The sequence below is a fragment of the Aeromonas sp. INTO2 genome, from assembly GCF_049860605.1.
GTDB classification, from domain to species: Bacteria; Pseudomonadota; Gammaproteobacteria; order Enterobacterales; family Aeromonadaceae; genus Aeromonas; species Aeromonas caviae.
Genome location: NZ_CP187588.1, coordinates 3,630,352 through 3,642,932, shown reverse-complemented (window position 1 = coordinate 3,642,932; position 12,581 = coordinate 3,630,352). Strand labels below are relative to the sequence as shown.

7 protein-coding genes and 1 pseudogene are annotated in these 12,581 nt (G+C 62.5%); 7 read left to right on the top strand and 1 reads right to left on the bottom strand.

Annotated features, from left to right (window positions below; genetic code table 11):
* Positions 1–67: 67 nt before the first annotated feature.
* From ACPW74_RS17210 to ACPW74_RS17200, 3 genes are all read left to right on the top strand, one after another.
* The gene (locus ACPW74_RS17210; protein WP_103255173.1) at positions 68–2,371 is read left to right on the top strand and encodes a patatin-like phospholipase family protein; all 2,304 of its coding nucleotides are present in this window, start codon (positions 68–70) and stop codon (positions 2,369–2,371) included.
* A gap of 229 nt (positions 2,372–2,600) precedes the next feature.
* Positions 2,601–5,198 (top strand): bifunctional aconitate hydratase 2/2-methylisocitrate dehydratase, encoded by a 2,598-nt coding sequence (gene acnB, locus ACPW74_RS17205; RefSeq protein ID WP_104452211.1) that lies wholly within the window; start codon positions 2,601–2,603, stop codon positions 5,196–5,198.
* A gap of 231 nt (positions 5,199–5,429) precedes the next feature.
* A complete protein-coding gene (locus tag ACPW74_RS17200) occupies positions 5,430–7,001 on the top strand; it encodes an EAL domain-containing protein (protein ID WP_104452212.1) in 1,572 nt (523 codons plus the stop codon).
* Here the strand turns inward: ACPW74_RS17200 and ACPW74_RS17195 are convergent.
* Positions 6,998–7,916: pseudogene (locus ACPW74_RS17195) on the bottom strand (LysR family transcriptional regulator). The gene ACPW74_RS17200 and the pseudogene ACPW74_RS17195 overlap by 4 nt on opposite strands.
* A gap of 76 nt (positions 7,917–7,992) precedes the next feature.
* On the opposite strand from ACPW74_RS17195, the gene ACPW74_RS17190 reads away from it, so the two are divergent.
* From ACPW74_RS17190 to ACPW74_RS17175, 4 genes are all read left to right on the top strand, one after another.
* Positions 7,993–8,610: a LysE family transporter gene (locus ACPW74_RS17190; protein WP_010675804.1), complete on the top strand. Its 618-nt coding sequence runs from the start codon at positions 7,993–7,995 to the stop codon at positions 8,608–8,610.
* A 115-nt stretch (positions 8,611–8,725) separates the two neighbouring features.
* The gene (locus tag ACPW74_RS17185; protein WP_104452214.1) at positions 8,726–10,132 is read left to right on the top strand and encodes a D-arabinono-1,4-lactone oxidase; all 1,407 of its coding nucleotides are present in this window, start codon (positions 8,726–8,728) and stop codon (positions 10,130–10,132) included.
* Between the two features lie 71 nt (positions 10,133–10,203).
* A complete protein-coding gene (locus ACPW74_RS17180; protein WP_425858409.1) occupies positions 10,204–11,331 on the top strand; it encodes a CobW family GTP-binding protein in 1,128 nt (375 codons plus the stop codon).
* A gap of 101 nt (positions 11,332–11,432) precedes the next feature.
* Positions 11,433–12,446, top strand: coding sequence for an IS110-like element ISAeca3 family transposase (locus tag ACPW74_RS17175; protein WP_052815087.1), 1,014 nt, complete (start codon positions 11,433–11,435; stop codon positions 12,444–12,446).
* Positions 12,447–12,581 lie beyond the last annotated feature (135 nt).

Below are 12,581 nucleotides of genomic sequence, written 5' to 3'. Positions count from 1 at the left end.
CTTATAGTAGGCTGCACCTGACTGGCGGCCTGCCCGCTCGACTCGCACCGGATTTATGGACTCTCATATGCGCATCTTTCATCGGGGATGGACCCACCTGCTCGTGCTCCTGCTGGCGACCCTGCCGTTCATGGCGGCGGCCGGAGCCAATGATCCCGCGCCTTCGGCCAGAAACCCGGGGGCAACCAAGATGGATCGTCCGAGGATCGCCCTGGTACTGAGCGGCGGCGGGGCCAAGGGGTCGGCCCATATCGGGGTGCTCAAGGTGCTGGAGGCAAAGCACATCCCGGTGGACATCATCGTCGGGACCAGCATGGGCTCCTATGTGGCGGGCATGTATGCCATGGGGCTCAGCGCCGAGGAGGTGGAGCGCACGACGCTGGCCATCGACTGGAACAAGGGCTATCAGGACAAGGTGGGGCGCGACGAGCTCTCCCTGCGCAAGAAGCAGCAGACCGAGAAGTACCAGCTGCGCACCGACATCGGGGTCAACGGTGACCAGACCCAGTTGCCGGACGGCTTCTTCCAGGGGCAGTCCATGGCCAGCCTGCTGCGCCACGCCACCTCCAACCTGCCGGCGCAAAAGAGCTTCGACAACCTGCCTATCCCCTATCGCGCGGTGGCGACCGACATGGAGACGGTGACCCCCTTCGTGCTGGATCACGGCAGCCTCGCCAAGGCGATGCAGGCCTCCATGTCCATTCCCGGTGCCCTCAAGCCGGTGGACTGGGACGGCCGCATCCTGGCCGATGGTGGCACGGTCAACAACATGCCGGTGGACGTGGCCAAGGCCATGGGGGCCGACGTGGTGATCGCGGTGGACATCAGCGCCAAGCTGCGTACCCGGGAGTCCCTCAAGTCGGGATTGGCCATGATCGATCAGCTCACCACCTACATGACCCAGGTGGGGACCGAAAAGCAGAAGGCGCTGCTCGGCCCCAAGGACATCCTGCTGACCCCCGAGTTCGGCAACATGGGGATCGCCGACTTCGCCCTGATGCCGGAGGGGATCAAGATCGGGGAGGCGGTCGCCAATAGTGCAGCGGCCCGGCTCGATGCGCTCTCTCTCTCGCCCGCCGCCTACGCAGACTATCGCAACGGCAAGCTGAGCCGGCGCGCCGAGCGCAGCGGCCAGCCCGCCTACTACATCGACAAGGTGGAGATCATCAACAAGTCGCGCCTCTCCGACGACACGGTGCGGGCCATGCTGAACGTGCGTCCGGACAAGGTGCAGACCTACGAGAGCCTGGAGGCGGGGATCCGTCGCCTCTACGCCCTGGAGTCGTTCGATCGCATCACCTACGAGGTGGAGGAGCGGGACGGGGAGAACGTGCTGGTGGTGGACGCCAGCGAGAAGAACTGGGGGCCGGGTTATCTCAACTTCCAGCTCGGTTTCTCCGATGACTTCGAGAGCAGCTCCAACTACAACGTTGGCATGTCCTACACCCTGACCAACGTCAACGACTGGGGAGGCGAGTGGCTGACCGAGGCGTCCCTCGGGACCGCCAAGCACCTCAAGACCGACTTCTACACCCCGCTGGAGCCCTCCCAGACCTACTTCGGCGAGACGAGCCTGGCCTACGACAAGACCCAGCGGCGGGTCTTCTTCCCGGAAGAGAGCAGGTCGTCGTCCGGGGTCAGCTATCTGGACTCCGAGTACAGCTTCACCAGCGTGGATCTCGCCGTCGGCTGGAATCGCCAGCCCTGGAGCCGCTTCTCCCTTGGACTGGAGGGCAAGATCGGCAGCGTGGAGATCCAGAACCTCACCAACGCGGATGCCGATGCCTCCGCCTGGGGACCCTACATCCGCTTCGAGCACGACACCCTCGACAGCCGCTACTTCCCCTATCAGGGGGTCTACTGGGACATCAAGGGGGGCTACTCCTACGTCGATCTCGACCCCTCGGACGGCCCCTCCGAGCAGGCCGAGGGGGTGAATTACCGGCTGGTGATGATCAAGCCCTGGTCCTGGGACAGGCACAGCCTCAACCTGATGCTGGAAGGGGGCGGCTCAAGCTCCCAGGAGACGGTACCGCTGTTCGTGCAGGATCTGGGGGGGCTGTTCCGCATGTCCGGTTTCCAGCATTACCAGTTGAGCGGTCGCTACAGCCTGTTCGGCGGATTGCGCTACATCTACCGGGTGGCGGACAACGACTTCGGTGCCTTCAAGGCGCCCCTGTTCCTCGGGGGCTCCCTCGAGCAAGGGGGGGTCTGGGACAAGGGAGAGGACATCAGCATCGAATCCTCCTATACCTCGGGTTCCCTCTATATGGGGGTGGAGAGTTTCCTCGGTCCCATCTTCCTCGGCTATGGCGTGGCGGAGGGGGGACACGACATGTTCTATCTGCAATTGGGCACTACGTTCCAATAAGGGCGAAATGCTGCCTTTTTGTTAACTCACCTTGGGTGGGCGGCTTGTCACTCTAAAAAAACCTAATGGGTTTATATGGTTATGCTGGTTTGATGAATAACTGCACAGGGTTTGGATTTTAATTAGTCGTTAAAACTTATATAGTGGGGGGCACCCTACGGGTGTCCCGCAAGGACGATCGCCGCGAGCTTGGGCGAACCCCAAAAAAAAGACCAAAGAGGAATTAGTCGTGCTTGAAACATACCGTAAACACGTCGCAGAACGTGCCGCCGAAGGCGTGGTCGCCAAACCTCTGGACGCAGAGCAGGTTGCCGCCCTGGTTGAGCTGATCAAGAATCCGCCCGCCGGCGAACAGGACTTTCTGAAAGAACTGTTGTCCTCCCGCATTCCCCCGGGTGTTGATGAAGCGGCCTATGTGAAAGCCGGCTTCCTCACCGCCGTCGCCAAGGGCGAGGCCCATTCCCCCATCCTGACTGCCGCCGAAGCCGTCGAGCTGCTCGGTACCATGCAGGGTGGTTACAACATCCAGCCGCTGATCGACCTGCTGGACGATGCGACCCTGGCTCCTCTTGCCGCCAAGGGTCTCTCCCATACCCTGCTGATGTTCGACTCCTTCCACGACGTGGAAGAGAAGGCCAAGGCGGGCAATGCCCACGCCAAGCAGGTACTGCAATCCTGGGCTGACGCCGAGTGGTTCCTGAACCGCCCGGCCCTGGCCGAGAAGATCACCGTCACCGTCTTCAAGGTGACCGGCGAAACCAATACCGACGATCTGTCGCCGGCGCCGGACGCCTGGTCCCGCCCGGACATTCCGCTGCACGCCCTGGCGATGCTGAAGAACGCCCGTCCCGGCATCACCCCGGACAAGGATGGCGTCATCGGCCCCATCAAGACCATCGATGCCCTGAAAGAGAAAGGTTTCCCGCTGGCTTACGTGGGTGACGTGGTCGGTACCGGCTCTTCCCGTAAATCCGCCACCAACTCCGTGCTCTGGTTCATGGGCGATGACATTCCGTTCGTGCCGAACAAGCGTGCCGGCGGCGTTTGCCTCGGCGGCAAGATTGCCCCCATCTTCTTCAACACCATGGAAGATGCCGGCGCCCTGCCCATCGAAGTGGACGTCTCCAAACTGGAGATGGGCGATGTCATCGACATCTTCCCCTATGAGGGCAAGATCACCCGCCACGGCACCGACGAGGTGCTGGCCCGGTTCGAACTGAAGACCGAGGTGCTGATCGACGAAGTGCGCGCCGGTGGCCGCATTCCGCTGATCATCGGCCGCGGCCTGACCGACAAGGCCCGCGAAGCGCTGGGTCTGCCGTTCTCCACCGTGTTCCGTCGTCCGCAGCCTGTCGCCGACACCGGCAAGGGCTTCACCCTGGCCCAGAAGATGGTGGGCAAGGCATGTGGCGTGAAGGGCATTCGCCCGGGCACCTACTGCGAACCCAAGATGACCACGGTCGGCTCCCAGGACACCACGGGCCCCATGACACGCGACGAGCTGAAAGACCTGGCCTGCCTCGGCTTCTCCGCCGATCTGACCATGCAGTCCTTCTGCCACACCGCCGCTTATCCCAAGCCCATCGACGTGCAGACCCACCACACCCTGCCTGACTTCATCATGAACCGCGGCGGTGTCTCTCTGCGTCCGGGTGACGGCGTCATCCACTCCTGGCTGAACCGCATGCTGCTGCCGGATACCGTGGGTACCGGTGGTGACTCCCACACCCGTTTCCCCATCGGTATCTCCTTCCCGGCGGGCTCCGGCCTCGTGGCCTTCGCCGCCGCCACCGGCGTGATGCCGCTGGACATGCCGGAATCCGTGCTGGTGCGCTTCAAGGGCGAGCTGCAGCCGGGCATCACCTTGCGTGACCTGGTCCATGCCATCCCCTACGCCGCCATCCAGAAAGGGCTGCTGACCGTCGAGAAAGCGGGCAAGAAGAACATCTTCTCCGGCCGCATCCTCGAGATCGAAGGTCTGCCGACCCTGAAGGTGGAGCAGGCATTCGAGCTGGCGGACGCCAGCGCCGAGCGTTCCGCCGCCGGTTGCACCATCAAGCTGGATAAAGAGCCGATCATCGAGTATCTGAACTCCAACATCGTGATGCTGAAGTGGATGCTCTCCGAAGGCTACGGCGACGTGCGCACCATCACCCGCCGCATCAAGGGGATGGAAGAGTGGCTGGCCAACCCGGTACTGATGGAAGCGGACAAGGATGCCGAGTACGCCGAAATCATCGAGATCGACCTGGCCACCATCAAGGAGCCGATCCTGTGCGCGCCGAACGATCCGGACGACGCCCGTCTGCTGAGCGACGTGGCGGGTGACAAGATTGACGAGGTGTTCATCGGTTCCTGCATGACCAACATCGGCCACTTCCGCGCCGCCGGCAAACTGCTCGAGAAGTATCAGGGCGAGCTGCCGACCCGCATGTGGATCGCGCCGCCCACCAAGATGGACAAGGATCAGCTGACCGAAGAGGGCTACTACGGCATCTTTGGTCGCGTCGGTGCCCGCATCGAAATCCCTGGCTGTTCCCTCTGCATGGGCAACCAGGCGCGGGTAGCGGAAGGGGCCTCCGTGGTCTCCACCTCCACCCGCAACTTCCCGAACCGTCTGGGCAAGGGGGCCAACGTCTATCTGGCCTCTGCCGAGCTGGCCGCGGTTGCCGCCATCATCGGCAAGATCCCAACCGTGGAAGAGTATCTGCAGTATGCCAAGGCGCTGGACGCCACTGCGGCCGACACCTACCGCTACCTGAACTTCAACGAGATCGCCTCCTACACCAAGAAGGCCGATGCGGTGATCCTGCAGCAAGCGGTCTGAGACTCGTCGGTCTGACCACTGAAAATAACAATGCCGCGTCTCGACGCGGCATTTTCCATTTCAGGGGGCTGCGCGATAATGACCCGCCATGCCCAGCAACGGCGTCGTCGATTTGCCTGGTACGCGCGTTGCGCTTTCGTTGTCTGGCCATGATGGCCCCACCGTTTCCTGGTGGGCACTTTTATACCGCGGTACCTGCGAAGCGGGCCCGCGCATTGCGGCGTGGTTGCTATGTTTCTGTTCCGGATTGATCTGGCCCGCATGAAGTGGCGCCTTGGTTGTGCCCTGCTGGTGTTGGCCCTGCCCCTGGTGGTGGGAGGGTGGATAGTGCACGACAGCTACGAGCAGGAGCTGAAGAACGATGCCAGCGCGTCAGCCAGCAAGGCCAGAACCTTGCTGGAGCGCATGCTGGATCAGGCCGAACGGGCCAACCTCGAGGTATTGCCGCTGGCCGGTCGACCTTGCAGCGACAACCTGTTGCTGCTGCGCAAGCGGGTGGCGCTGGAGCCTTTCCTGCGTTCCATCAATCTGGTGCGACAGGGGATCATCAACTGCACCTCGCTGTTCGGGCCTGCCAGGGAAGTGGATGACGGCTCCCGCTACACGGATCGCAAGTTGCTGCTGATGAGCGGCAACCTGGTGCGCAAGAATCACCCCTTGCTGGTGGTGCGTCAGGAGCGGGGGCGTGATGCGGCACTGAGCGCCATTGACAGCAGCCAGCTCAGTTTCATGCTCACCCTGAGCAGCGATCCCAGCGAGCTGTTCTTGCAGGTGGGGTCCGCCTGGCTCGATGAGTCCGGCCACTTCCAAAGCGATCCGCCGAAACTGCACAGCAAGTTTGCCCTGATACTCGCCTCCCAGCGTTACCCCTTCACCATCCACGCCGGTTATGCCATGCCGATCTACTGGCGTGCCCTGTGGGAGGCTCGCCATCTGCAACTGATCTGGCTGGGAGCCAGTTCGCTGGTGCTCTCACTGCTGGTGTGGTGGCTGCTTGGGCGGCCTGGGGCCCTGACGGACGAGCTGAGACGCGGGCTGCGAGCCAGGGAATTTGTCCCCTATCTGCAACCGCTGATCGCCAGCAAGGGCGGCAAGATGGTGGGAGCCGAGGTACTGATGCGCTGGCAACATGCCACCGAGGGGCTGATCCGCCCCGATCTCTTCATCCCCCAGGCGGAAGAGTCTGGCCTGATCGTGCCCATGACGGTCAACCTGATGAAGACGGTGGCCAAGACACTCCACCCGGTGCAGGAGCAGTTGCCCGAGGCATTTCACATCAGCTTCAACATCAGTGCCATCCACTGCCGGGACCTCTCCCTGGTGGCGGAGTGCCGCGACTTCCTCGGCCACTTCGTGCCGGGACGGGTGGTGCTGGTGCTGGAGCTCACGGAGCGGGAGCTGCTGGTGACCAGCCCGCAGACCCTCTCCCTGTTTCGCCAGCTCGACGAGATGGGAGTGCAGCTCGCCATCGATGATTTTGGCACCGGCCACTCCAGCCTCATCTATCTGCAGCAATTCCACGTGGACTATCTCAAGATCGACCGCTCCTTCATCGGCCGTATCGGGACGGAGTCCCTCTCCGAGCACATCGTGGACAACGTCATCGACCTTGGGGGACGGCTGGGGTTGTCCCTGGTGGCCGAAGGGGTGGAGACGGAGCAGCAGGCCGCCTATCTGAGAGGCAAGGGGGTCCAGTATCTGCAGGGATACCTGTTTGCCCGCCCCATGCCGATACGCCAGTTCTGCCGGGAGCTGACGGCGGGAGAGATACAGGTCGCTGCCGGGCGCACCGCCCAGGGCTAGGCCGGGCCCACCAGGCTGTGCAGCCAGTTCACCAGGATGTCGTGGGGGCTGCCGGGTTCGGGAGGGGCGGGGGCGAGCAGGTGATAGCCGGTGCCGTCGGGGACGAAGCCGAGCGGTGCCACCAGCAGACCGGCCTCGATATCGTCGCACACCTGCCGGTAGGGGCCGATGGCGACCCCCAGCCCGGCGACTGCCGCCTGCAGGCTGAAATAGAAGTGCTCGAAGGTCTGACCCGGCCCCTCCTCGTCGGCGGACATACCTGCGTGCTGCTGCCACTCCAGCCAGGCGCCCGGACGGGTCTTGGTGTGCAGACGGGGTGCCGTTGGCCTGAGGGCCTGCACATCCCCCCTGGATTCAAAGAAGTGCGCCACCTTGCCCGGCGGGCAGACAGGGCCGGTCCGCTCTTCGAACAGCAACTGGTTGTAGAGCTCGGCAGGCCACTGGAAGTCGTTGCGCCGGATGGCGAGATCGATGCCGCTGCCAAAGCTGAGGGCGCCGCCGCCCGCCATCAGGTGTACGTCCAGCTCCGGGTGCAGGGCCTGGAAGGCGGGCCAGCGCGGGATCAGCCAGCGCATCAGGAGGGTGGGTTCGCAGGAGAGCACCAGCGACTGGGGGCGGCTCTGCTGGCGCAGGGCCTGCGCCGTCTGGCGGATGCTGCCCAGCCCCTCTCTGACCGCCTGATAGAACCGTTCACCCGCGTCGGTCAGAAAGACCCGGCGCTGGCGCCGCTCGAACAGCATGACCCCCAGATCCTCCTCGAGCAGTCGTACCGCCCGACTGATGGCGCCATGGGTGAGGTGCAGTTCGTCGGCGGCGCGGCCGAAATGCTCGGTGCGGGCAGCCACCTCGAAACAGCGCAGGGCGGTGAGGGAGGGAAGCGAGAGGGCTTTTTGTGAGTTTTTTTTCACCATTCATGTCAGAAATCATCGTTCGTTATTGGTGTTATTGGCAAATAAAATAGCCGATACCCCCTCTAATCAGGACTCTTTTCATGACCGAACTGTTAGCCGTTGTCGCCATTACTCTCTTTGCCGTCATCAGCCCCGGGCCCGACTTTGCCATGGTGTCGCGCAACAGCCTGCTGCTCTCGCGCCGCACCGGCGTGTTGACGGCGATCGGCATCGCGGCCGGGGTCTGCGTGCACGTGGCCTACACCCTGCTGGGGGTGGGCCTGCTGATCCAGCAATCCCTCTGGCTGTTCAACCTCATCAAGCTGGCGGGGGCCGCCTATCTCATCTTCCTCGGCATCAAGATGCTGCGGGCCAAACCGGCTGCCGATGAAGAGAGCATCTGTCAGCCTGCCCTCTCCAGCCTGGGGGCGCTGCGCACCGGATTTTTGACCAATGTGCTCAATCCCAAGACCACCATCTTCATCGTCAGCCTCTTCATGCAGGTGGTGCAGCCGCAGACGCCGCTGGCGGTCCAGATCGGCTATGGCGCCTTCATCGCGCTGGCGCACGCCCTCTGGTTTGGTGCGGTGGCGCTCTTCTTCTCCACCCCTGCGGTGCGGGACCGACTGCTGGCGGTACGCCACTGGATCGATCGGGTGTTCGGGGGGCTGCTGGTGGGATTCGGCATGTTGCTGGCATTGACCCAGCAGACGCGCTGAGGCGGGGAGGGGCGCTCCCCCTATCCACCCCCGACTGTAGGGTCTTGTTTTTCATGCCTTGGCAGCCACTTTTCGGTAGAATTGGCGCTCATTTTGAAGTCAGATGAGGCGCGGTATGACGGTCAGGTTCCAGGCATTTCACAGCATCAAGGCGATTGGCAATCGGGAGGTGCTGTTCAACTGGTCCAGAACCAACCCCCTCGGCGCCCTTGATCAGGTGTGGCGCCCGACGACCCGTGACGAGCTGCAGCAACTGCTGCGGGAATATCCCGAGCGCAAGCTGCGGCTCATCGGCTCCGGCCTCTCTTTCGAACCCATCCACAGCGTCTACGCCGAAGGCAGCCAGGCGCTGCTGGTGGACCTGCACCACCTGCGCGGCCAGCTGGACAAGACTGCCGATACGGTGACCTACCTGGCGGGGACGCCGCTTGATACCGTCTATGCCGACCTCATCGCCATGGATCGCATGCTGCCGGCATCCCCCGGCGTCATCGGCATCCAGACCCTGGGCGGTGCGCTCAGCACCGGCACCCATGGGCAGGGACTGCACCAGTCCGCCCTGTGCGATGCGGTGGCTGCCCTGACCGTGATGCTGGCGAGCGGCGACATCATCCGTGTGGATCGCACCGATCCGCGCTTCGGCGCCTTCGTGATGGGCATGGGGATGCTCGGTATCCTGCTGGATGTGACCCTCAACACCGTGCCCAACCGCATCATGCGCTGCACCAAGTTCACCACCGACTACCCCTTCCTGCTGGAACACAACGAGCGCCTCAACCGGGAGCACGCCTTCGTGAAGAGCTGGTGGTTCGCCTGGACCGGCGAGAGCCACATCTGGCTGGTGGATCCCGCCTCCGATGACGAGGTGGCCCGCTACCGCGCTGGGGGCAGCGAGCCGCTGGTGCTGGAGGGAGACATGGACGAGCGCATGAACCTGGCGCTCAATGCCACCATAGACGCGACCCTGCAGAAGATGGCCAGAGACACCAAGGACGAGGCCAGGGCAGGCGAGCACTTCGAGACGGTACGCCGCTTCAAGGACGCCTCGGATCTGGTGGGCAACGTCTACCAGATCCTCTGCAAGGGAATTCCTGCTCCCCAGATCAACTGCGAGGTGGCCGTGCCCCTCGAACGCATGGGGGAGGCCCTTGAAATCCTGCAGACATGGCAGGAGGCGAACCCCGGCGTGCTGCACTACCCCTTCATCCTGCGCTGCACCGGTCCATCCGTGGCCTGGCTCAGTGCCGCCCATGACAAGTCGGTGTGCTGGATAGGTTTTCTGGTCTATCTGGCGGCGGACGGGACCTTTGTCGGGGGCTCCATGGAGCAGATGCGCGAGTTGCAGCAACTGCTGGTGCCCCTCGGCGGCATTCCCCATTTCGGCAAGCACCTGGCGATGGACCTCTACGACTTCCCGGCCCTGTTGCCGCGCTGGCACGACTTCCTGGCCCTGAAGCGGGAGCTTGACCCCCATGGCCGTTTCGAAAACCGCTGGCTCGGCGACCTGTTCGCCAACCGGTAAGGATCTGACATGACCGATATGCAAGACACTCGCTTACTCATCCTCCTGCCGATCAGAGGGGGGGCAACCCGATGACAGACATGCAAGACACCCGCATCCCCGTGACCCTGCTGACCGGCTTTCTCGGCAGCGGCAAGACCACCTTGCTCAACCATTGGGTCAAGCAGCCCGAGCTCGGGGAGTGTGCCGTGCTCATCAACGAGTTCGGCTCCGTGGGGCTGGATCACCATCTGGTACAGCAGGTGGACGAGCAGGTGGTGCTGCTCGATTCCGGCTGCATCTGCTGCTCGGTGCAGGGCTCCCTGGTGGAGGCGCTGCAGGGGCTCTTCATGAAGGCCATCCAGCGCAAAATCAAACCCTTCAAACGGCTGATCATCGAGACCACGGGTCTGGCCGATCCGGCCCCTGTGCTGTTCACGTTGAGGGAAGAGGGCTTTACCGCCCAGCGCTACCGCTTCGATGGCACCGTCACCGTGGTGGATGCCGGCCATATCGAGCAGCAGCTGGCCGCTCAATATGAGGCGGTCAAACAGGTGGCGCTGGCGGATCTGCTGGTGGTGAGCAAGGGCGATCTGGTGGATGAAGAGACCCTTGCTCGGGTGGAAGCCCAACTGGCGGCCCTCAATCCGGCAGCCCCCATCCAGCGGGTCAGCAATGGGGTGCTCTCACCCGCGGTGCTGGAGAAGCTCGGCGCCTACAACGAGGAGGCGGGGCGCGACGTGCGCCAGTTGCTGGCCTGGCTGCGTACCGAATCCCCGAAGCAGGGGCTGGCTTCGCCCATGCAGCCGAAGATGACGCCGTTTGCCGCCAAGGTGGGGACGGCCGCGCCCACCCGCTTCGAGCACGGCAATATCGAAAGTTTCTCCCTACGCATCGGCGAGCCGCTCAAGCCTTCCCGCCTGCTGGCCGCCATCGATGCGGTGCAGGCGCAATACGGCGATGCCCTGCTGCGCCTCAAGGGGATATTGCAACTGGAAGGGGAGAGCCAGCCCGTGGTGATCCACGGGGTGCACGGCCAGCTCTATCCGTTGCAGGCGCTGGGGGAGTGGCCCGAAGGCAAGGCCCAGTCCCGGCTGGTGTTCATCGTGAAGAGCCAGGACAGGGTAGGCATAGAGCAGTTGTTCCTCTCAACCCTCAAGGCCCCCGAACCCAGCCTGGAAGAGCACCTCAAGGCCATGCTCGGCCACCCGGATGCCTGATATGCTGATATGGCCCGCGCTCGTGCGGGTCTAATGAGATGGTCACCCCCACCCTGTGAGCGGTACGCTGACAGGGTGTTTTTCTTTCAGGAGAGGCCATCATGGAAAACGTTGCGCTTATTGGTATTGATCTCGGTAAACACTCTTTTCACATTCACTGTCAAGACCGGTTCGGCAAGGCTCTTCTTCGCAAGAAGTTCAACCGGACAAAGCTCATCGAATCCCTCGCAACTTTTCCTGTATGCACCATCGTCATGGAGGCATGTGCCGGAGCCCATTACATGGCTCGTCGGCTGGCTGAATTTGGGCATGAGAGTAAGCTCATTTCGCCTCAATTCGTGCGCCCATTCGTCAAGAGCAACAAGAACGACTTCATCGATGCTGAAGCTATTTGCGAGGCCGCCTGCCGTCCCTCCATGCGGTTTGTAACGCCCAAGACCGAAAGCCAGCAAACGTTGGGAGCACTGCATCGTGTGCGCGAATCGTTTGTGCGCGATCGGGTTAAGGCATCGAACCAGATACACGGCTTTTTACTCGAATTTGGCATCAGTCTGCCCGTCGGTCATGCCGCCATCAAGCGCCTGCCTTCTGTGATGGCTGAACACGAGTTACCAGCGCGACTGATTACCATGTTGGAGAGGCTGCATGCCCATTTCAAGTATCTGGAGCAGCAAATTGCCGAGATCGACAAGGAACTGGCCAGCCAGCTTGGCGATGACGATCTTGGTCAGCGTCTGATGACAATCCCTGGTGTCGGCCCGATCACTGCCAGCGTGTTGGCCGCCGAGCTCGGTGACGGAAAACACTATCGATGTAGTCGTGATTTCGCGGCGTCAGTCGGATTGGTGCCACGCCAGTACAGTACTGGGGGCCGGGCAAACCTGAAGGGTATCAGCAAGCGTGGCGACAAAAATCTTAGACGATTGTTGGTGCAATGTGCACGAGCCTATATGCAACGGCTAGAGCGGCAAACGGGACGATTGGCTGATTGGGTCAGGTCTATGTTGACTCGGCGACATTCGAATGTTGTGGCTTGTGCACTAGCCAACAAGTTGGCCCGCACGGCTTGGGCGCTGGCGGCACGGCATACCGAATTTCGGGCAATGCCAACCTGACGCGCCCCTATTTACTTTTGTACTGACACACCCACCTGGTTTTGCGACTGTGATATTGGATGACGTGAACGGCATACCGGCCTGACTGATAACCTGGCAAAAGAATAGGCTTTCTAGGCCGAGGGTCTTTTTAGG

Excerpts from the sequence above, each read along its gene's own strand:
- ACPW74_RS17210 (WP_103255173.1), top strand. The coding sequence starts at position 68 with ATGCGCATCTTTCATCGGGGATGGACCCACCTGCTCGTGCTCCTGCTG.
- ACPW74_RS17200 (WP_104452212.1), top strand. The coding sequence starts at position 5,430 with ATGTTTCTGTTCCGGATTGATCTGGCCCGCATGAAGTGGCGCCTTGGT.
- ACPW74_RS17190 (WP_010675804.1), top strand. The coding sequence starts at position 7,993 with ATGACCGAACTGTTAGCCGTTGTCGCCATTACTCTCTTTGCCGTCATC.
- ACPW74_RS17185 (WP_104452214.1), top strand. The coding sequence starts at position 8,726 with ATGACGGTCAGGTTCCAGGCATTTCACAGCATCAAGGCGATTGGCAAT.
- ACPW74_RS17180 (WP_425858409.1), top strand. The coding sequence starts at position 10,204 with ATGACAGACATGCAAGACACCCGCATCCCCGTGACCCTGCTGACCGGC.
- ACPW74_RS17175 (WP_052815087.1), top strand. The coding sequence starts at position 11,433 with ATGGAAAACGTTGCGCTTATTGGTATTGATCTCGGTAAACACTCTTTT.